Here is a 21383-nt window from a genome sequence, read left to right as displayed (position 1 = left end):
ATCAAGCCAAAAACACAGATGTTTAAGGAATTTTATGAGGAGGAGAAGCGGGCGCAGCAGATATACCGCGCCCTGTCAGGAGATTGCGAAAGGACCTCAGGATTGAGGCGTGTTTTTCCCGGGATGGCGGCTCGACAGGATGTGATGCAGGGAGCCACACTCAACCATCGGATCATCACAGTTTACAACAATGTCAGAGCGGGCAATGACATAGCCCTTCCCGGTGATGCTGTTCTTGATCACCTGGTACTCACCCTCTTTCTCAACCGAGGTAAATTCACCGATAAAACCGGTTTCTCTCAGCGACACTGTCTCCAGCTTGTCCCCCGGTTGAATGCGGCCCTCATAGTTCATCAATGCCAGGCGGGCCGACGTGCCAGTGCCCGTGGTGCTTCGGCAAATCACACCGGGATGCACATAGGTGGCAGAGCGGGAACGGTAATAGCCCTCGGCTACGTGCTCCACAGGCCCCATAAAGTGAAGAAACGGGAGCGGGCCCACGTCGCCCAGGGTGTAATGGGAAAAGCCCCGGTCGGCCTGAATGGCCTCGACGATGGCGTGGGCGGTTTCTGCCAGCTTGCGCTCTTCGTCCAGAGTCAGATCAAAGCCCATGCTGGTTGCATCAACCAACGCATAAAAACCGCCGCTGTAGGCCACACTGTAGGTGACCTCCCCCAGGGAGGGTACATCGATGGTGGCCCTGTAAGTATGGATATAGCTTGGCAGGCCTTCACAGGTGATGGATTCCACCACACCGTCATGCACCGTCGCGTCAATCTGGACCAGACCAGCCGGGGATTCCAGCATGAAGCTTTGCCGGCCTTCCCGTTTTGGCACGATGCCTGATTCAAGCACAGCAGTAGCGGTGCAAATGGTGTTGGAGCCGGAGTATATCGGGTAACCCATGACTTCCATGATGATGTAACCAGCGGCAGCCCGGGGATCCTTGGGCGGAACCAGCAAATCCACAGACATTTCAGGCACCCCGTATGGCTCTTCCAGCAACAGCCTCCGCAAGCCATCCGCATCGTCCCGCAAATATTCCATCTGCGCCCGGACCGACTCGCCCGGCAACGGATCAATTCCTCCGGTTACGATGCGACTGACATCACCGCCAGCATGAGTATCCATCAACTGCAGGGTCAGTTCAGGTTTCATCAGGTACGCTCCAGTGACCAGGATTTGCCGTGTTCTTCCCATTGTGAGTCGGGAACAATCACGATCTTGCCGAGATAATTGCTCCCCCGGTTCACAAAATACTCTTCTGCCCGATGCAAATCGGAAAGCCGGAATGCGCCGTGCAGAACCGGTTTAAGCTGTCCACTCCGGATCCATGCCATCAATTGTTCCGCTTCTTCCCGGGTACCATGGGATACCCCGAAAATCTGCACCTGGTAGAGATAGATCCTGGTCCACAGGATTTCGCTGATATTACCGCCGCTGGCGCCGGCAATACTCAGGCGCGGGTAGGTACTACGGGCGTTCATATCGAAGATCATGGTGTCGATGAACGCATCGGTCATTTCACCGCCCACCAGGTCCATCACCGCATCAATGGGCTTGCCACCGGTTGCCTTTTTCACCCGATCCACGAAGGTTCCCATATCGGAGCGATCCAGCACGGCCTCCGCGCCCAGCTCCATCAGGGCCTCCGCTTTATCCTGTTTGCTCAGTGCATAGGGGGTAGCCCCCAGGATCCGGCAGAGTTGTATCAGGGCCGTGCCAACGCCACCACTGGCCCCGGTAACCAAAACCCGTTCGCCAGCCTTGATGTTGGCCGATGTAAGCATGTGCATAGCGGTCTGGTAAGAACACATCCCCATGGACGCCAGTTCGGCATCTGCCAGATCGGGGTTGGGAATGGAGTGGAACTGGTCTGCCGGCAGAACCACGAATTCCGCGTAGCCCCCATCAGCACCATGGCCAAAATAATCGGGCGTGAGATTGATATCCCGCCGGTCATTGGCGTAGATGTTGAAATCCAGCAGGCCCCGTTCGCCGATACGGGACTCATCCACACCAGCACCGACGGCCGCAACGCGACCGGCAATATCCGCACCCTGTATCCGCGGAAACACCAAGGTAGGCTTGCCACCCATCTGGAAGGATGTCATTTCGCCTTTTTTGGTGGGATAAAGCCCTTCACGCGCCTTGCGGTCGGTGTTGTTCTTTGCCGTTGCCGTGACCTGGACAAGCACCTCTCCCGGGCCAGGGGCCGGAACAGACACATCCTGATACTCCAGTTTATCGATATCACCGTGACCGGTGAGAACCATGGCTTTCATGGTATTCGGGATCATGGGCCAACGATCCTCCCTGTTTGCTGAATTTCGGGTATTCAGAGAGGATAGGTGAGATTCCAGAGAGTGTCAGGGCCTGTTACGGGTATCCATTATTCAGGCATTCCCTTGACTCTAGCGTGCTATCACCTTGTAGACAGGACGCAGCTGGGGAATCTGCTTGAGCACTACCTGGATAACCGTCATCAGTGGTACTGCCAGAAGCACACCCACCGGCCCCCAGAGCCAGCCCCAGAAGAAGATCGAAACAAAGATAATCACCGGATTGATAGCCATACGAAAGCCGTGAATCCAGGGCTCGATAAAAAAGCCCACCAGAGTCGTCAGACCAAGGAATCCCAGCGGTGCGATTGCCATCATCCAGAGTTCATCAAGACTGATCGCCGAAACAACCGTGAGCATGGATATGGAGAGGATGACGCCCAGGTACGGAATAAACCGGGCCAGCCCGGCGACCAGCCCCCAGACAGCCGGATCTGGAAGGCCAACTGCCCAGCACATCAGACCAGTGGTTGCGCCGACAGAAAGGTTGCTCAAGCCCAGAACGCCAAGGTACTGGGCAATCTGTTGTTGCGAATCGCGGGTGATACGTAACACCGTTCGGCGTTGATCAACGGGGAGCTGACGCACGAAATTCTTGATCAGGCGATCACCACTCACCAACAGGAAATAGGTCAGTGCCAGGGCCAGCGCAAGTCCAGCGATACCATTCCGGGCCTTGGTCATTAACTGACTGCGCCAGGATTCGGTTTGCAGCACCACGGCAGTTGGCTGCTTTTTTTGTGTCTCGGAGAGCTCCTCTACCGATTTCTCAACCTGCTGTGCAGACTCCGATACCCTGGCAATCTGGCGACTGATCTCACTTTCACCCACCAGCAACCGCGAAATGCCCTGCGGCACCTCTTCGGCCCAGGTCACAGCTGGCGTAGCAACGGCAAGGGTGATGCCAACAATACCCGTCAGAACAAACAGGACCAGAATCAGTGAGCTTAACATCTTCGGTATGCGCCATTTCACATAGGCTCGTTTCACCAACGGAGACAGCAGCAGACTCGTCATGACGGCAAGAATGATGGGCAGAACGATCTGGTGAGCGACATACAAGGTGTACAGGATACCAAGGCCAAACAATCCATAAATTGGAGTGGCAAGATCCGATGAAATCAGAGGCCGCTTGCCCTGCACTACCGGTTCATTGTCTGTCGATTGGTCGCCCATGAGGAGCCCTGTGTACGTTGAATAAAATCCGGTCCGAAGGATTCGCACCGGCGATTGGAGCGACCAGTCTACCTTTCAGTGTGTCGGGGTGCACTGAAGTCTAGATTTCGAAATCCATCGCCACTTCAGGCGCCTGGATAAAGTACCCCTGAAAATACCGAACGCCGCGCTCCCAGAACCAGGAAAGAGCCGTAGCATCTTCCACCCGGGTGGCCACGATCGGCAAAGAAGAGCCGAAGATGCCTGCCAGTTGCCGCAAGAAGTCTTCCAGCTCCGGCGTCTGTTCCGCACTTGCGCCGTATTTGGGAGCCAGCTTGACGAAGTCCACCGATTGCAGTTCTTTCAGCAGATCAATGGAAGTCGTGCTGCTGTCGAGGTGTTCAAGAATCAAGCCGCAGTCCATCTCCTGCAGCACACTCAGCAGCTGCCTTGTCCTGGCGACCTCCTTGATCACGGTACGGCTCGAGAGTGCCGCATAGACGCGACGTTCTCCCTTGATGCCTGCATTGCGCATCCCGCTGCTCAGGAATGGCAACATCTTTTCCACGTCTGCCAATGAAGACGCGAACTTGATGACCACGGAATGGCTGGCCGCAGCTTTGCCTGCCAGTTTCGACAGCCCACCCAACGCGTGCTCCATAACCCAGCGATCGAGCTCATGAAACGCCTCGGCGCCGTCCTGATTCAGAAGTGGTAAAAACTGGTCGGGCAGGTAGATGGCATCATTTTCATCCAACAGCCGCACCAGCGCCTCGAACAGGGTATCACCGGAATCCATATTCACAATCGGCTGATAATGCAGCGTGAAAGAACGGGCATCCAGTAACTCGCGAATACGAGTGTCCGGTTTGCTGTGGTCAGCCCGCTCGGGAGGCTGGCACCATACCACCTTCGGACCTTCGGCCAGCATTGCCTCGCCGCAGGCGCGCTCTACTTCCAGCAGGGCCTTGTCTTCATTCAACGCATCGGTAAGCGGCAATACGCCCATACTCACAGTGACTGGCGTGGCGGGCTTCCCCAGGCTCCATTGCGGACTGTTCAAACGCTGGAGGAAGCGCTCCAGGCAGATAGCCGGCGCCTCTGACATGGGTACATTCACCTGAAACAGGAAACTGCCTCCCCCAAGGGCACAGCCGGAATCCTTCACACCCAGCTGGCTCGCAAAGTGCTGCTCCATGCAGGCTGTCAGCCGGGCCAGAGCACGGGCACCGTGCTGTGCGCGCAGAAATTCTTCACGATCAATGCCAACCTGGATAAGAAAACGGGGCCGACTGTCCGGCGAAACATCGAAACAGGCCAGCGAGGCGGCCAACTCTGTCAGGAAATAATCATGATTCTGAAGACCCTGGCGTTCTTTGCGTTTGCTTACCAGATTAACCCTGGCTGACACACGCTGGGCCTGGACAAGGTGATCATGAAGAGCTTTGAGAAAGCGCTGATTATCCAGCGGTTTCCGGAAGACCTCGTTTCCCACCATAGCGTACTGTTCGAGATGATCCGACACCGACTGCGATGCGGACACGAAGAGGATGGGAATGGTCATGTAACGGGCATCCTGACGCAACACCCGAGCCAGCTCCAAACCCTGTATACCAGGCATTTCATGATCCAGCACAATTGCGTCCGGCCGGAACTGCTCAATGCGCTCGAGAATCCGAACCGGCTGGGTCAACCCCTCGACCTCATAGCCTTCGTCCAACAGCAGGGTCTGGTAGTAGGCAAGCTGGTCGCTGTCGTCCTCAACCCAGAGAATTCGCTGCCGGGCACCCTTATCGACACTCAGAAGTTGCTCGATTCGTTTTTCCAGGACGCCAAGATCCAGGGGCTTGGTAAGATAGAAATCGGCACCGGCCCTCAATGCCCGCATACGGGCGACCATGTCGCTGCGTGCCGACATCATGATCACCGGGCTGGCAGCGTCCATCCGGGACTTCAGGCGCTCCAGAAGAGTGACTCCCGCAAGCACGCCCCCGGGGAAACTCATGCCCAGCAAAATCAGGTGGTAGCGGTGATCATCTGGTTTTTCGTTGTATGCCCCTGGTGTGTCGAAGGTATCGACAGCGTAATCCCGAGCCTCCAGCCACTCTTTCAGACGGGCCACCTGGCTGTCATCGTCGTCCACAATGGCGATGCGGTAGTGCTTTTTCTCCACCTCCGCCAAGGCTCCGGCGGCCTCTTCAGGGTTGCCGGCATTGATCGCCAGCTCGATAGCCCGCTCCAGCACCCCAAGCGATACCTCAATCCGGTTCCTCTCCGCCGGCGTCGGATCTGGTTTATCCAGCAACTGCTGTAGCTGCTCTTCCAGTATCCTGGCGCTCTCGCTGATGTCAGGAAACTGAAAGGTACTGCCACTTCCGGCCAGTTTGTGAGCGGACTGCTCCATGAACGACAAGACTTTCGCGCTCCAGCTGACATGCCGCAACCGGTTCCAGGATGTACGCAATTCCTCCAGGCGGCTCGGCAGACCCTGGACGTACTGCTGTTTGAGTACCTGGTATTTCGCTCCCATGTCGACGCCTGCCATTAACGGACCTCGTGTGCTGCGAATAGATGAGTAACCTGGAATTGTAGCCTGAAATGAGGAATCAGGCTCATGACAACGATAACGCGTTGCCACACGATTCGCGACCTGTCGTCTTAGAAACCACTAGTGTAAACAATTACTTGAAAGCTGAAGGAAGTAACGGGGGCGGGAGAGGAGAAATCCATGGGCACAATCCATCGTACCCATGGAACCGTCCTGGAAGTCGATTTATTCCGGCTTGTACAGGCGCTGGATGCTTGAGAAGTCGAGCGTGCCGTTACCCTGCCCTGCGTGGAGCGAGAACAGGTTGCGAGCCAGTGAGCCCATAGGAATGGAGGCCTGGTTTTTAACCGCATTATCGAACGCCAGTCCGAGATCTTTGGTCATCAGATTGACCAGGAAGCCACCCTCATAATTGCGGGACGCCGGCGCGTTCTCCATCACACCAGGCCAGGGGTTGTACACATTCAGCGCCCAGTTGCCACCCGAACTCTGCTTCATGATTTCCGAGAGTACCGCGGGATCCAGACCGTTCTTTACGCCCAATGCCAGCGCTTCACTGGTGCCTGCCATCAAAATCGCCAGCAGCATGTTATTGCAGATTTTGGCTACCTGGCCCGAGCCATGATCACCAGCGTGAAAGATGTTCTTGCCCATGGCATCAAGAATCGGCCTGGCCCTGGCAAAGGTCTCTTCCGCGCCGCCGCAAATGAAGGTCAGCGTGCCGGCCTGGGCGCCACCGACACCGCCGGACACAGGCGCATCGAGGAACGGAATATCCTTCGCTCTTGCCACCTCGGCCACGCTCCGTGCTGTTTCCGGCGCGATGGTAGATGAATCGATAACGAGGGTACCCGCCGGCAGTCTGGCCAGCAGTCCATCATCCCCCAGGTAAACCGCTTCCACGTGCTGCCCTGCTGGCAACATGGTAATGACGCACTCAGCACCACTGGCTGCCTCGTGGGCGGTGTCTGAGGTTTTTGCGCCCTCAGCCACCAGAGTAGCCACCGCCTCTTTCGAAAGGTCGAATACTGTAACTTCGTGACCCGCTTTTACCAGGTTGCTGGCCATGGGGCCGCCCATGTTACCGAGGCCGATGAAGGTAATTTTTGCCATGTCTTTTCCCCTTATTGTTGTATTGCTTTGCGCAGGCCGCCGTTACCGGCGGCCCTTTGGGTTGTTACTTGAAAAAATCGTCAATCCACTCGTTTTCCATTTCAGCAAGGGACGCATACCGCCAGCGAGGCTGCTGGTCCTTGTCGATCAGAAGCGCGCGTATACCTTCTGCAAACTCCCCCTTGGTCAGGCATCTGATGGAGAGCACCAGTTCCTTATCGAGGACTTCCTTCAGGCTATCGTGTTTGCAGCGCTGCAGATGGCCCCAGACCAGAGCCAGGGAGGTGGGTGAGGCACCCGCCAGGGAGCGGGTTGCCTTGGCTACCCATCCGTCGCCACCGGACAGCTCTTTCAGCTGATTGATGGTCGCTTCCAGGGAATCCGCATCGGTAACCCTGTTGATCTCGTCGAAATGGGTACGTACCGGTGATTCCGGCATGGCGTCTGCGCTCTCACGCTCGTATTGGCGAAGCACACCACCGACCACTGCGTGGGCATCCTCACCCTGCCAGCTGCGTTTACACAGCGCATCTACAACATCCGCTTTGAGGTCGTGCCGGATGAAACGATCAGCCAGGCCAGTGAAGACCGCATCCGCTCCGTTAAGGCGTGCCCCGGTCAGCCCCAGAAACATGCCGGTACGGCCAGGCGTCCGGTTGAGGAACCAGCCGGCGGCAACGTCAGGATAAAGACCGATGGTAATCTCCGGCATGGCGAGCTTCGAACCCTCGGTAACCACCCGATGGGAGGCCCCCTCCATGATACCCATACCGCCACCCATCACGATGCCATGCCCCCAGCATACGATCGGCTTCGGGAAGGTGTGGATCAGGTAATCCAGCTCATACTCCTCAGTGAAGAAGGCCTCACCCTCACTGGCGCCCTGGGGCTCCGTCATGCTCCGATACAGGGCGACAATATCGCCGCCAGCGCAGAATGCCTTGTCACCCTCTGCTTCCAGCCACACGGCCTGGATTGCAGGATCGTCCGCCCAACGCTTCAGTTGCGGTGTCAGTAACCGGATCATTTCCAGAGACAGCGAGTTCAGAGCTTTGGGCGTATTCAGCCGGGCCACGGCAATCAGCGCGCCATCGCCGGTTTTCCACTCTTCAAAGATAATGGGTTGATCACTCATAACAGATCCTTGAGCCAGCTTGTTTTCAGGCTGGCTTTAGCGGTTTTTCCATTCCGGTTTGCGCTTGTCGAGAAACGCATTCACGCCTTCTTTCTGGTCTTCAGTGGAGAACAGCTCAACAAACAGTTCCCGCTCCATGCGCCAGGCATCGTCGTGGCTGCGGCCATCTCGGGCGCTCATCACCAGGGTCTTGCAACGGGCTGTGGACGAGGGGCTCTGTTGGCAGGCCATTTCGGCCAGCTCAAGCGCTTTATCAAGACTCTCTCCGGTCGGGACCACTTCCTCAACCAGCCCAATTCGCAATGCCGTGTCGGCTTTCACGCGCTCACCGCACAGAATCATGCGTTTGGCCCAGCCTTCGCCAACCAGCCAGGGGAGATTCTGAGTACCACCCGCACAGGGCAACAGACCAACGCCGGCTTCGGGCAATGCCATCTGGGCATGCTCTTCGGCTATGCGAATATCGCAGGCCATGGCGCATTCCAGGCCACCACCCATGGCATAACCATTAACCGCCGCAATCGATACTCCCCGGAAACGGCTGAGTGTCGCAAAGGCTTCTCCGAACAACTGGGCCATTTCATTGGCCCGCGCCTTGTCGCCGTCGGCAAAGGTTTTCAGGTCCGCACCCGCGGAATAGAACTTTTCGCCCTGCCCGGTCATTACCAGGGCAAAAATATTCCGGTCTTCGTTCAATTCATGAACGGTATCCATCAAGGCAATCAGGGAATCCCGGGTCCAGGTATTAGCGGGAGGATTGTTGATGGTCAGTACCGCGATGTGTCCGCGTTTTTCGAGCTGGATAAGATCGCTCATGGGGATCTCCTTATTGAATTGCTTCGGCCACGCCGTCATCGAGCAGACGACGGGCAACAATCAGACGCATGATTTCGTTGGTGCCTTCCAGGATCTGGTGCACTCGCAGATCCCGCAGGTAACGCTCCAGGGGATATTCACGAATATAGCCATAGCCGCCATGCAGCTGCAGCGCCTCGTTGACCACTTCAAAGCAGGCGTCAGTCGCGAAGCGCTTGGCCATGGCACAGTGCAGTGTTGCTTCCGGATCGGCGTTATCGAGTTTGAAGGCCCCCAGTCGAACCATCTGCCGCGCTGCGACCAGGTTGGTGGCCATATCGGCCAGTTTGAACTGCAGAGCCTGGAACGCTGCCAGGGGTTTGCCGAACTGCTCACGCTCGTGCATGTAATTGCGGGCGCGAAGGAGAGCCGCCTGGGCACCACCAAGGGAACAGGTGGCGATATTCAGCCGCCCGCCATCGAGGCCTTTCATGGCAATAGCGAAACCATCTCCCTCTTCGCCCACACGGTTGCTGACAGGAATACGGACGTTCTCCAGACTGATCATCCGGGTCGGCTGGCTGTGCCAGCCCATCTTTTCCTCATTTTTGCCATAGGAAACGCCGTCGGCGTCTGCCGGGATCACGAAAGTGGAAATGCCCCTGTAACCGGAATCGGGCGCCCCGGTTCGGGCCATGAGCACCAGAATATCGGTGGCACCGGCGCCAGAGATGAATACTTTACTGCCATTGATCACATAACTGTCGCCATCCCGGACCGCTTTGGTACGAAGACTGGCTGCGTCCGAACCGGCTCCCGGTTCGGTCAGGCAATAGGAAGCAAGCCACTCGCCGCAAGCCAGCTTAGGTACGATTTCCTGCTTGAGATCGTCCGAAGCAAAGCTGGCGACCATCCAGGTGGCCATGTTGTGAATAGTGATAAACGCTGCTGTTGAAGGACAGGCAGCGGCGAGCTCTTCCACAATGACCGAAGTGTCCAGCCGTGAGAGGCCCATGCCGCCAAGGGATTCCGGGGTGTACATTCCCATGAATCCCATCTCGCCGGCTTCCTTCATCACATCGATCGGGAAGATATGTTCGTCGTCCCACTTTGCGGCGTGGGGTGCCATGGATTTTTCCGCGAACGCCCGCGCAGCCTCGCGAAACGCCAGCTGGTCTTCAGTAAGGTTAAAGTCCATCGTTACGCTCCAGAATTAAGGGGCTCGGCATCGAAAGGGGCAAACAAGAAGGGGCCGGAAACAGATTCCGGCCCAAACACCCCACCTTCAACGCAATTAACGCAACTGGATAGAGAAGTTGGCTTCAGTGCTGGTCGTTTCACTGGAGAACCAGCGGGAGGTAACCGTTTTGGTTTCAGTGTAGAAGCGAACCGCCTGCTTGCCATAGGCGTGCTGGTCCCCATAGAAAGAACCTTTCCAACCGGTGAACGAGAAGAACGGCAGGGGTACCGGAATGGGAATGTTCACCCCGACCTGACCAACATCGATTTCATGCTGGAAGCGACGCGCGGCGCCACCGGAGCTGGTGAAGATGGAAACACCGTTGCCGTACGGGCTGTTATTGACCAGCTCAATGGCATCGCCGAGTGTGTCGGTTTCTACACAGGACAGCACAGGCCCAAAGATTTCTTCGTTATAGATGTCCATCTCGGTGGTGACACCCGAGAACAGTGTAGGGCCAACCCAGTTACCGTCCGGCAATCCGTCCACCGTGCAACCGCGGCCGTCCAGCAGCAGATTGGCACCCTGGGCTTCACCAGTCGCAATCAGGGATTCGATACGGTCTTTCGCCTTGGCCGAAATGATTGGCCCATAACTGGCACCGGAATCGTTCCAGGCACCCGGACGAACTTTCGCCATGGCGTCCTTCAGTTCCGGAATCCACTGCTGGGCTTCGCCCACGAAAACGGCGACGGAAATCGCCATGCAGCGCTGACCGGCAGCGCCGACAGAGGCGCCGACCAGAGCATTGATGACTTGCTGCTTGTCCGCATCAGGCAGGATAACCATGTGGTTCTTGGCACCGGCGAAGCTCTGCACACGCTTCATGTTGCGAGTACCGGTTTCGTAGATGTAACGACCAACAGGTACAGATCCAACAAAAGAGACGGCTTTGATGGCCGGATCGGTCAGCAGCACATCTACCTGTTCCTTGCCACCGTGCACTACCTGCAAAACGCCTTTGGGGGCGCCAGCTTCTTCAAACAGCTCGGCAAGACGCGTAGGCGTCAGCGGATCCTGCTCGGAAGGCTTCAGAATAAAGGTGTTACCGCAGGCAATGGCCATGGGGAACATCCACAGCGGAATCATTGCCGGGAAGTTGAACGGAGTAATACCGGCACACACGCCCAGCGGCTGAATCCAGGAGTGGGTGTCCACTGAGCGGGCAACGTTTTCAACGGTCTCACCCATCATCATGGAGGCAACGTTGGCCGCATGCTCAACCACTTCGATGCCACGCCAGACATCGCCCTTGGCGTCTTCAAAGGTCTTGCCGGTTTCCTGAGCCAGGATCTCGGCAATTTCATCGTGGTGTTCTTTCAGCAGTGCCTGATAACGCAGCATGACCCGGGCGCGCTCGGAGACTGGCACTTCCTTCCAGGTCTTGAACATTTCACCCGCACTCTCGATGGCCTTGCGCATTTCTGCATCGGTCGTGCAGGGGGCCCTGGCAATGACTTCATTGGTCGCGGGGTTGGTGACGTCGATCCATTCACTGGTGTTGCTATCGACGAATTCACCTGCAAGATACAGCGGTACATTTTTCATGTTGTTGTCCCTGTTTGTTGTTGTGCGGGAAGCCGACCGGAACCGGAGGGTTACGGCCACGATTAACCACAGGCTAGCACGGGAATGACCAAAGGATGATTGACTAAATTTCGCCCGTGATGGACTATCTTTCGATAAAGCTAAAATAAACAAGACCCAAAATGACCCAGACCTCACAGTGGCCGGTGCCCAAAGACAGCATTCGCTATGTGGTACCTGAGCCCATCATCCGATTGCTCGCGAGCCACCCGTTAACGCGGGATCTCTACCCACTGGCTTTTGGCCACTACCGCCGTGCCACGGGCCATCACATGCACCGGGAACACCATCGCGACCATCTTTTGATCTACTGCACGGACGGTAAAGCGTTCCTGAATATCCGGGGTGAACCTTACACCGTCGAAGCCGGAGATCTTCTGCTTCTGCCCGCCGGCGCCAATCACCGGTATACCGCAGCCCCTGACGATCCATGGACGATTCATTGGGTGCACTACACCGGCCCACTGGCGGAGGATTTCCGAAACCACATGGGGTTCGATGGCCCCACTCATATTCGCCATCTGGGTCGACAGCCCCGGCTTCTGGTCGACTTCAACGGCCTGCTGTCAGTCCGACAGACCGGTTTCCGGGCCCGCGGTCTGATCCACGCGGCCAACCGACTTCGCCAGTTGCTGGCCGCGGTCCCGATTAACGCCGACGAAACAGGTCATGAGCGGCAGGCGGAACTGGAAACCATCCACAATTATATGCGCGAGCACCTGGATGAACGCATCAGCCTGGAACAACTGGCGGACCTTGCCGGTCTCTCTCCGGCCCATTTTGCAACCCGTTACCGGGAACAGACCGGCACATCGCCGATCCAGCATTTCCTGCACCTGAAAGTGGAGCGGGCCTGTCAGATGCTGGACACCAGCAGCCTGAGCTTTGCCGACATAAGCCGACGCCTCGGCTACGACGACGCTTACTATTTTTCCCGGCTTTTCAAAAAGGTAATGGGTCAGTCGCCCCGGGATTATCGACATACCGCCCGGCACTGACTACTCGATTCAGAGCCGAGTACAACCTGCCGCCTGCTGCGACTTTTGTTACAGGATACGAGGGGGTAGGCTTGGTTCAGCCAACGACAAAAAAAGAGTAAGCCCATGCCCATGTACAGCATTCAGATTGAAGAAACTGTAAACGTGCCGCGACGAAAGGTCTTTGCCCTGTTCGCCGACCACCGGCGCTTTGGCAAACTGCTGGGAATTCCGGTCAAACGTATCAAGGATAGTGATCAAGCAGATCCGAATGGAACGGGTTCGGTTCGAAAAATCGGGTTCGGGCCAGTTGGGCTGACGGAAACCATCACCAGCTTCGAGCCGGATTCACTCATCGAGTACATCATTATCGGCATGAGCCCTATCCGCAATCATCTGGGACGAATCCGACTGGAAGACACACCGGAAGGCCAGACCCGGGTGAACTACACCATCACCTTTGAAGACATTATTCCATTCACCGGAAAAGTCGTCAGTGCAGCTCTGGAGCAAGGCATCAGACGCGGAATCAAGCGGGTGCCAATTTTCGCTTAAATTCAGTCGATAACAATTCGTTACCTTTTGATTATAATAGAATTGACCTGAGGCAATAGTTGGTATTCGTCAATTTTGTACTCTCCGCGCAGCTTGCACAACCTGGTCTCCACGACCGGGCCATACTGTATTCTGCGGGAGACCGAAATGGCAGCCGAACCGATTGTCCTGTTTGATGACGGACACCATAAATGCCTGATGTTCGATTCCCTGGTAACCGGCGAGGGTGTCCAATCCAACCAGTTTCTGATTGTCGATGGCAAACACGAGGCGCTTATCGATCCGGGCGGCGACCTGACCTATACACCATTATCGGTGGCCGCTTCACGCTATATGAATATCCGCGACATGGATTACGTGTTCGCCTCTCATCAGGATCCGGATATTATCGGCGCCATCGATCGCTGGATCGTTCATACCCGCGCCAGTATTGTGACCTCAAAGCTCTGGGCCCGGTTTCTTCCGCATCTGGTTTCCAGCTATGTGACCAGCCAGCTCAGTGGCAGCGTCTACGACCGTATCGTCAGCATTCCTGACACCGGTGCCAACGTAAAGTTTGGCGAGTCCTACCTGCAATGCCTGCCAGCCCACTTCATGCACTCCGTGGGCAACCTGCAATTCTATGATCCGGTCTCGAAGATTCTGTTTTCTGGTGATCTTGGCGCTTCGATGGGCGGCAAGGATGATCACCTGCCGGTAAAGGATTTCGACAGGCACGTACCGAACATGATTGGCTTCCACCGTCGCTATATTGCCTCCCAGAAGGTCTGCCGCCTGTGGGCGAACATGGTTCGGGACATGGACGTATCGATGATTGTGCCCCAGCACGGGAAACGCTTCGAGGGCGCTGTGATGATTGACCGGTTCCTGAACTGGGTCAGTGACATGGAATGCGGCATCGATCTGATGACTCAGGACAACTACCGACAGCCTCTGGATTACGTTTAACTTCCTGACTGTGTGCCAAATAGGCCTGTCCCAAACAGCCAATGTTGAGTAAAATCCGGCCTTTCTCAGGAAACCAAGAGGCAGTGCAGATGGGCAGAGCCTACCAGAACCGCAAAGAATCCATGGCCAAAACGGCCGCCGCGAAAACCAAGGTCTACAGCAAATACGGCCGCGAGATTTACATGAGTGCCAAGTCTGGGGGCCCTGATCCCCAGGCCAACCTGTCCTTACGCGGACTCATTGAGCGGGCAAAGAAAGATCAGGTACCTACCCACGTGATTGAGAAGGCCATCGACAAGGCCAAGGGTGGCGCCGGCGAAGACTATTCTGCAGCCCGCTATGAAGGCTATGGTCCGGGAAATTGCATGGTGATCGTGGACTGTCTCACAGACAATCCCAACCGCACCTTCGGCGACGTACGCCTGGCCTTTACCAAGACCAAGTGCAAGATCGGCACGCCCGGTGCCGTTTCTCACATGTTCGACCATAGCGCCATTTTCGCATTCAAGGGCGATGATGAGGAGACAGTCCTGGAAGCGCTGATGGAAGCGGACGTGGATGTCACCGACATTGAAAATGAAGATGGCCTGATTACCGTGTTCACACCGAACACCGAATACGCCAAGGCTCGCCAGGCTCTGGTGGACGCAATTGACGGCGTCGATTTCGATGTCGACGAGATCCAGTTCCTGCCCAAGACCACAACTCCGGTTGAGGGTGACGACATCCCCATGTTCGAGAAATTCCTGGACATGCTGAACGAACTGGATGATGTCCAGAACGTGTTCCACAATGCCGAACTTCCGGAGCAGTAAATACTCAACACTTCGGTCAGGCAGGAAGATAGCACCATGCAACAGAACGCACCCATGAACCGAAAGGCACGTGTGGTGATCCTGAAAACAGGCACCACCTACCCGGACATCCGGGCGCAGTTTGGCGACTTTGATAAATGGTTCCTGCGCGGGCTATCAGACGATCTGGACATCACGGTTTCCAATGCCGAAGCCGGCGAGCTACCCGGAACCCCGGAGGACTGGGACGGCATCGTGGTGACCGGGTCTCCTGCCATGGTCAGTGATCGCGCTGACTGGAGTGAAAATACCGCACGCTGGCTGGCACAGGCCGTCAACCTTGAAGTGCCGGTGCTCGGTGTCTGCTACGGGCATCAATTGCTGGCCCATGCGCTGGGCGGAGACGTTGGCTATCATCCGGACGGAAGGGAAACCGGCACTTACGAGGTTGAACTCCTCCCCGAAGCCAAATCTGACCCCCTGTTTCAGAAGCTTCCGGCCAGATTTCCAGCCCAGTTGACGCACCGGCAATCGGTTCTGCGCCTGCCTGAAGGCGCGGCCCTGCTGGGGCGCAACCGATTCGAACCACACCAGGCATTCAGAATTGGTTCCTGCGCCTGGGGCGTGCAATTCCATCCGGAGTTCACGGATGCCATTATGAACGCCTACCTGAAAGTACAATCACCAGAACTTACCCGGGAAGGACTGGACGTGAATTCTCTGATCGCTGGAGTCATGCCTTCACCAGACGCATCTTCGCTGCTTTCCCGGTTCTCCAGGTTTGTTCAGGAACAGATCCGCTAGCCCCCAGCAGATTGTCTTTGCTATCGGCCGGGGATACTGAACCGTCTCCTGCAAGCCCAAGGGTCGCGCACAGTAATCCCGTTGTTTATCTCAGGGACAGAGGAAAAACACGCATGGCACTGAAGCTTCTGATTGTACTGTTACTGCTCGCACTGACGGGTATCGGCCTTTATCACACCCACAAGCCATTGCCATCGGGCATCAGCTATCGGGGCAACCCGGTTGCGCTAGAGGAACCCGTCCTGCTGACAGATGTCACCCGTCACTATCAGGATGGCCGCGAAGAAACAGACCAGGAAATCTTTGACGAAGTGTTCCGGCTTATCGGACAGGCCAATGAGTTCATTCTCGTCGACATGTTTCTGTTCAACAGCACTGGCCCGGAGGGTGTCGTCCAGCGCCCATTGGCCCGGCAACTGACCGAGGCTCTGCTGGCCAGAAAGGCAGAAAAGCCGAAGCTGTCCATTACGGTCATCTCTGACCCACTGAACACGATGTATGGCGGCAGCACTTCCCCCTGGTTTGAAGCCCTGCGCAATGAAGGTATTCCTGTAGTCGAAACCGGACTGCTCCCGCTCAGGGACAGTAACCCGGTCTGGTCGGCAGTCTGGCGGTTTTGTTGCCAGTGGTTCGGAAACGACCCGGATGGCGGCTGGCTGGCCAACGCCCTGGGCACCAGGCCTGTCACCATTCGCAGCTATCTGGCATTGCTGAACTTCAAGGCCAATCATCGAAAACTTCTGGTCGCAGATGAGGCGGGCTCCCTCAGAGCCATCGTTACCTCGGCCAATCCACACGACGGCAGCAGCCGGCACAGCAACCTGGGGCTGAGTTTCAAGGGGCCTGCCGTAATCGACCTCCTGAAAAGCGAACGCGGCGTTCTTGCCCTGTCCGGAGTGGACACTACGCTGATTGATCACTGGATCAGCCAGTCCCACGAAGCCACGCCGGAACCTGGCAAGACAGACATGCCCCTGGTGGCCGTGCTGACCGAGTCGGAAATTCGAGATCAGGCTCTGGCCATGATTCACGGCGCTGCCAACAGCGATCAGCTGAGTCTGGCCATGTTCTATCTTTCACAACGCGATATCGTCGAAGCGCTGATTGATGCAGCAAAACGGGGCGTGGCACTTCGGGTTTTGCTTGACGCCAACAACGAAGCCTTCGGCCATCAAAAAAGTGGGATTCCCAATCGACAGGTCGCTATGGAACTGGTTCGTGCAGGCATTCCTGTCCGATGGTGCAATACCCGGGGGGAGCAATGTCACAGCAAACTGCTGATGCTGGCAAAGGAAAACGGGGCAACAGAACTACTCCTCGGTTCGGCCAATTTTACCCGGCGCAATCTCGACAATCTGAACCTTGAAGCCAATGTCTGGGTATCCACAGCGGATCAATCACCGGTTGCCACCAAAGCCCATCGATTCTTTGATGAGCAATGGCAGAAGGGCCCTGGTGACAATCCCGTGATGAGCCTGCCCTACGAGCACTGGGCTGACGAATCCAGGCTTCGCTACTGGCGCTACCGGTTAATGGAAGCCACAGGCCTGTCAACGTTCTGAACAGGGCAGTCAAAGAGTCATGCCGACAGCCGGCATGGGTGCGCATGCACCACGCCGGAACCGTCCGGGACCTGAAACAAAACGCTACTTCCGGAACAGGGCCACATCTTTTCCTGGTATCTCCAAGTGCCAGCCGAATTTGTTCCCCAGCAGCTCGAAAGTGGATTCCCGGTAGAAAACGACGTGGGTCGGGTCCCGGCGATAATGCCAGTTATCAAACCGGTCATCGTCCGTCTGGAAGCAGGTCATCACCGCCAGCCAGCCTCCCGGTCTGAGCATGCCATCCAGATTTCTGAAGACACTGGCCGGCGCATAAAGATGCTCTGCCACTTCGGTGCAGGTAATGAAGTCGTAGGTTTGAGCCAGAACGTCGGTCGAAGGATAAAAGTAGGGATCGTAGAGACTGACGACCATGCCTTCAGCCTCCAGCATTTGTGCCAGCGCCGGCCCCGGTCCGCAGCCAAAATCCAGTCCGCGGGCACCCGGTGACAGGCGCTCCAGAAGCGGTTCCGTCAGTTTCGAGAGAAAGTTCCGGTAGCCCGGATCCAACGGATCATTGTTATGCAATTGATAGATGTTCCGTTCCTGTTCGGGCGACAAGCGGCATGACTCATCCATCACCGTCGCTTCACAGATGCTGCATCGAAGGTAACGCTGGGTCTTTACCACCCGAAAATCCGAGAGACTGTCCTGCTCGCATACCGGACAACGGATCACGTGTTCATCTCGGATCAAGCCCTGCTGCCGCTCTCACTCGAGCGTCAAGCGCCCGGGCATCAATCTGATCCGACGCTATCACCTCCGCCCGGCTATAGGCCTGAGGCTCACCCTGAACCACTGACAGAGCGCCATCGGCGACATTGATCGCCCGCCAGCCGTCCGCAGTGCAAACCACAGCCTTGAAACGAGCAAACGCCGAATCCATGGCCATAACCAGCAATGCGTTCTCATCCAGTATCAGTTCCGGATGGATCCGCCAACCGACACTGAAGTACCCCTGCCCTTGATTGGTGATCATCTGCCAGGGTTCGTCATCAATGGACGGTGCCGGCGGCGCAGTCTTGTGATGGTGGTGATGGTGAGCCTCTGGATTGGTTACCGGTAAAGCATCCGACTGACCGTCCAGCCAACCGGGCGCCAGCAGTCCGAACCGGGTGTGGTAGATGGTCCGCTTGGCGGGATCCAACTGCGCCGCCCAGTGATCGAAATGGGCCAGCTGCTCGGGGGTGCAAAGATCGGTCTTGTTGGCAACGAGAATATCCGCCGCAGCGACTTGATCCCGGAACTGCACATTGCCGAGTACCTTGGGTTCTTCAAGCCTTCTGGGGTCCACCAGACAGATCACAGGGCCCATAGCGAGCACATCCTGATAGTACTCACTCGTCAGAGTTTCCAGAATCTGGGAGGGGTGACCGAGCCCGGTCGGTTCGATCAGCAGTCGATCCGGCTTTGCCTTGTGGATCAGCTGATTGAGCCCGATCTGCATCGGCAGTCCGGCAACGCAGCACATGCAGCCACCGGGTATTTCCTTGATAAAGGCGCCTTCCGTTTGCAGCATGGCGCCATCAATGCCCACCTCACCAAATTCGTTGACCAGAACCGCCCAGGTTTCATTTTCCGGTTTGCTTTTCAGAAGCTCAAGAATGGCAGTGGTTTTACCAACACCCAGAAAACCAAGGATCAGACTGGTTGGAATAGGTTGCGTCATGACGCCGAAGACACTCCTTTGAAAATAAGAACGTTATACTATAACAATCTAGCTGCCAGAACGATCCTGCTTCAGGAACAGGCCAATCGCCTTATCGGACAGCAGCGCATGGGCCAGCGCCGGGTAAGGCAAATAGTGAACAAACAAAGTGGCGAGCGTGACCGCATCCATCCCGGCATCCAGGAACATCCAGGCCCCAAAAGCGACGAACAAGGCACCGAGAAAACCGCCATAAATCCAGAGCGCCCGTGAACGCTCCTCCGGCATCGGTAACCGTTCCAGTGCTCGTGCTATGGAGAAGCTCATGTAAGCCGCAATCAGGGCGGCAATGACCAATGAGGCCACCAACCCGGTGAATCCCATCAGATAACGGAACAGGTAGTTGGTCAGGAAGAACAGGGCAATGCAGGTTACGGCAACAATGGTAATGCGAGTCTTTTCCATGATCGTCTGTTTTTGTTGGATTGGTTTAAGGCGCTGCCAAGAATGGCAGAGACGCTCTGAAAGAACCACCCCTGCTGCGACCGGGGTTCCAGACTGATATGATGCCCGACATTCTCACTGGCAACCGGATAACCGATGACCACTGGCAACTCCACTAGGCTCAACAAATACATCAGTGAAAGCGGCATGTGTTCCCGCAGGGAGGCTGATCGCTACATTGAGCAGGGTAACGTTTACATCAACGGCAAGCGGGCAACTGTAGGCGACCAGGTACGCCCTGGCGACACGGTCAAGGTTAACGGTCAGGTGATTGAGCCTCGGGCTGAAGACGATCTGGTCTTCATTGCCCTTAACAAACCGGTCGGCATCGTCAGTACCACCGATAGCGCAGAGAAACACAACATTCAGCGCTTCGTCGGTCATAGCGAACGCATCTTCCCTATCGGTCGCCTGGACAAAGACTCACAGGGCCTGATCTTCATGACCAGCAACGGCGACCTGGTCAACAAGATCCTGAGAGCCGGAAACAATCATGAAAAGGAATACCTGGTCACTGTCGACAAACCTGTAACCCGGGAATTTGTCGAGGGAATGGCCAATGGCGTACCGATTCTCGGCACAGTGACAAAGAAATGTAAAGTGTCCAGAGAGTCCCGCTTCGTCTTCCGGATCACCCTGGTTCAGGGCCTCAACCGCCAGATCCGACGGATGTGCGATTACTTTGGTTACGACGTTACCAAACTGGAACGCATCCGGATCATGAACGTGAGCCTCAAAGGGCTTGCGACAGGCCAATGGCGGGACCTGACCGAGAAAGAATTGGCCGGGTTGTTTGACGCCATCCGGGATTCCTCCTCAGAAGCTACACCCAGCCCAGGCAATACCGCAAAAAAGAAGCCTGCAACAAAGACCAAGCCACTCTCCGGTCGCAAATCGGGAACTACCCACAAACCGGGGAAAGCCGGCGGTTCTCACCGGCCCGGGCCAAAAGGAAAACCAGCACCCGGCAAGAAGCCAGCCTCAGGCAAACGCCCCAAAACCGGCAAGCCCAGGCAGAAAAGCATTAAACGCTAATCCTGGCACCAAAACGGACGCTACAGGCTACTTTTTCACCCACTTGCCGCCCATTTGCACATACTGCCCGGCCGGTGTCCTCTCGATTGCCTTTTTGCCCGCAACAGTCTCAACCTGGGTAACCGGAATGTTGTGCTTCTCGGCAATCCGCTTATACTGATCCCGGCGTGCGCTGTTGATCGCTTCCACCACTTCTCTGGCCTGCCCTTCGGCATGCACCACATCGAGATAACCAGTCGGTGTTTCCCCAACCAGTCCCTGTTTCTTGACCGAGTCCAGTTTCTGTTTGGCTTCGCCCAGTCCCATGGCAAACACAGAGGCACTGACTCCGAACGCCATAACCAGCGCAAAGATTTGCATCAATCGTTTCATATTCACCCCTTTGAACTCTCCGGATCCAGTCAGAACAGACCCTGCTCGCTGAACAGGTCATCGACTTCCTTATCCACTTTCACGTAGATCTCATGCTGGATTTTCACGTTCAGGTTGACCGTAATCGGCTCCTTCGGCGCCGCCATTTGCACTGTGGGCGTACAGGCAAGCATGGCCAGTGGCAGCATCAGTATCATCAGTATTCTTGTCATGGGTGACCTTCCAGGCCA

The 21383-nt window shown here is 56.3% G+C and carries 21 protein-coding genes; 7 read left to right on the top strand and 14 right to left on the bottom strand.

Annotation, left to right across the window (positions count from 1 at the left end):
- Positions 1 to 96: 96 nt before the first annotated feature.
- The 9 genes from KO499_RS10530 to KO499_RS10490 all read right to left on the bottom strand — a co-directional run bounded on the left by KO499_RS10530 (position 97) and on the right by KO499_RS10490 (position 11876).
- Entirely contained in the window at positions 97 to 1158 is a 1062-nt protein-coding gene (locus tag KO499_RS10530; protein ID WP_215983696.1) for a proline racemase family protein, read from the bottom strand.
- On the bottom strand, positions 1158 to 2300 hold the full coding sequence (locus KO499_RS10525; RefSeq protein ID WP_215983695.1) for a zinc-binding dehydrogenase: 1143 nt from the start codon (positions 2298 to 2300) through the stop codon (positions 1158 to 1160). The genes KO499_RS10530 and KO499_RS10525 overlap by 1 nt, the downstream gene beginning before the upstream one ends.
- Positions 2301 to 2414: 114 nt before the next feature.
- A complete protein-coding gene (locus KO499_RS10520; RefSeq protein WP_215983694.1) occupies positions 2415 to 3518 on the bottom strand; it encodes an AI-2E family transporter in 1104 nt (367 codons plus the stop codon).
- Positions 3519 to 3618: 100 nt separating this feature from the next.
- A complete protein-coding gene (locus tag KO499_RS10515) occupies positions 3619 to 6042 on the bottom strand; it encodes a response regulator (protein ID WP_215983693.1) in 2424 nt (807 codons plus the stop codon).
- Between the two features lie 228 nt (positions 6043 to 6270).
- Entirely contained in the window at positions 6271 to 7158 is an 888-nt protein-coding gene (mmsB, locus tag KO499_RS10510) for a 3-hydroxyisobutyrate dehydrogenase (RefSeq protein ID WP_215983692.1), read from the bottom strand.
- Positions 7159 to 7222: 64 nt separating this feature from the next.
- Entirely contained in the window at positions 7223 to 8293 is a 1071-nt protein-coding gene (locus KO499_RS10505; RefSeq protein WP_215983691.1) for an enoyl-CoA hydratase/isomerase family protein, read from the bottom strand.
- Positions 8294 to 8329: 36 nt separating this feature from the next.
- Entirely contained in the window at positions 8330 to 9109 is a 780-nt protein-coding gene (locus tag KO499_RS10500; protein WP_215983690.1) for an enoyl-CoA hydratase, read from the bottom strand.
- A gap of 10 nt (positions 9110 to 9119) precedes the next feature.
- Positions 9120 to 10286 (bottom strand): acyl-CoA dehydrogenase family protein, encoded by a 1167-nt coding sequence (locus tag KO499_RS10495; RefSeq protein ID WP_215983689.1) that lies wholly within the window; start codon positions 10284 to 10286, stop codon positions 9120 to 9122.
- Positions 10287 to 10382: 96 nt separating this feature from the next.
- Positions 10383 to 11876 carry a CoA-acylating methylmalonate-semialdehyde dehydrogenase gene (locus KO499_RS10490; RefSeq protein ID WP_215983688.1) on the bottom strand — a complete coding sequence of 498 codons (1494 nt, stop codon included), beginning with the start codon at positions 11874 to 11876 and terminating at the stop codon, positions 10383 to 10385.
- A gap of 161 nt (positions 11877 to 12037) precedes the next feature.
- Between KO499_RS10490 and KO499_RS10485 the strand changes: the two genes are divergently transcribed.
- The 6 genes from KO499_RS10485 (at position 12038) to KO499_RS10460 (ending at position 17555) form a co-directional block, all read left to right on the top strand.
- Positions 12038 to 12913: an AraC family transcriptional regulator gene (locus tag KO499_RS10485; protein WP_215983687.1), complete on the top strand. Its 876-nt coding sequence runs from the start codon at positions 12038 to 12040 to the stop codon at positions 12911 to 12913.
- 105 nt (positions 12914 to 13018) lie between these two features.
- The gene (locus tag KO499_RS10480) at positions 13019 to 13447 is read left to right on the top strand and encodes an SRPBCC family protein (RefSeq protein ID WP_215983686.1); all 429 of its coding nucleotides are present in this window, start codon (positions 13019 to 13021) and stop codon (positions 13445 to 13447) included.
- A gap of 147 nt (positions 13448 to 13594) precedes the next feature.
- Positions 13595 to 14395, top strand: coding sequence for an MBL fold metallo-hydrolase (locus KO499_RS10475; protein ID WP_215983685.1), 801 nt, complete (start codon positions 13595 to 13597; stop codon positions 14393 to 14395).
- A gap of 89 nt (positions 14396 to 14484) precedes the next feature.
- The gene (locus KO499_RS10470) at positions 14485 to 15210 is read left to right on the top strand and encodes a YebC/PmpR family DNA-binding transcriptional regulator (RefSeq protein WP_215983684.1); all 726 of its coding nucleotides are present in this window, start codon (positions 14485 to 14487) and stop codon (positions 15208 to 15210) included.
- 36 nt (positions 15211 to 15246) lie between these two features.
- On the top strand, positions 15247 to 15993 hold the full coding sequence (locus tag KO499_RS10465) for a glutamine amidotransferase (RefSeq protein ID WP_215983683.1): 747 nt from the start codon (positions 15247 to 15249) through the stop codon (positions 15991 to 15993).
- Between the two features lie 113 nt (positions 15994 to 16106).
- A complete protein-coding gene (locus KO499_RS10460) occupies positions 16107 to 17555 on the top strand; it encodes a phospholipase D family protein (RefSeq protein WP_215983682.1) in 1449 nt (482 codons plus the stop codon).
- Between the two features lie 84 nt (positions 17556 to 17639).
- Here the strand turns inward: KO499_RS10460 and KO499_RS10455 are convergent, their stop codons facing one another.
- The 3 genes from KO499_RS10455 to KO499_RS10445 all read right to left on the bottom strand — a co-directional run bounded on the left by KO499_RS10455 (position 17640) and on the right by KO499_RS10445 (position 19707).
- A complete protein-coding gene (locus KO499_RS10455; protein ID WP_228339907.1) occupies positions 17640 to 18173 on the bottom strand; it encodes a class I SAM-dependent methyltransferase in 534 nt (177 codons plus the stop codon).
- Between the two features lie 103 nt (positions 18174 to 18276).
- Complete coding sequence (locus tag KO499_RS10450; protein WP_215983680.1) at positions 18277 to 19263, bottom strand: CobW family GTP-binding protein; 987 nt, start codon at positions 19261 to 19263, stop codon at positions 18277 to 18279.
- 48 nt (positions 19264 to 19311) lie between these two features.
- Positions 19312 to 19707, bottom strand: coding sequence for a hypothetical protein (locus tag KO499_RS10445; protein ID WP_215983679.1), 396 nt, complete (start codon positions 19705 to 19707; stop codon positions 19312 to 19314).
- 135 nt (positions 19708 to 19842) lie between these two features.
- Between KO499_RS10445 and rluF the strand changes: the two genes are divergently transcribed.
- On the top strand, positions 19843 to 20781 hold the full coding sequence (rluF, locus tag KO499_RS10440; protein ID WP_215983678.1) for a 23S rRNA pseudouridine(2604) synthase RluF: 939 nt from the start codon (positions 19843 to 19845) through the stop codon (positions 20779 to 20781).
- A gap of 27 nt (positions 20782 to 20808) precedes the next feature.
- Here the strand turns inward: rluF and KO499_RS10435 are convergent, their stop codons facing one another.
- Both KO499_RS10435 and KO499_RS10430 read right to left on the bottom strand, forming a co-directional pair.
- Complete coding sequence (locus KO499_RS10435) at positions 20809 to 21153, bottom strand: YdbL family protein (protein WP_215983677.1); 345 nt, start codon at positions 21151 to 21153, stop codon at positions 20809 to 20811.
- Positions 21154 to 21182: 29 nt separating this feature from the next.
- A complete protein-coding gene (locus KO499_RS10430; RefSeq protein WP_215983676.1) occupies positions 21183 to 21365 on the bottom strand; it encodes a YnbE family lipoprotein in 183 nt (60 codons plus the stop codon).
- Positions 21366 to 21383 lie beyond the last annotated feature (18 nt).

Source organism: Marinobacter sp. F3R08 (assembly GCF_018860425.1).
Taxonomy (GTDB): Bacteria; Pseudomonadota; Gammaproteobacteria; order Pseudomonadales; family Oleiphilaceae; genus Marinobacter.
The sequence above is the reverse complement of the archived record's forward strand: the minus strand, read 5'-3'. Positions and strand labels throughout refer to the sequence as shown.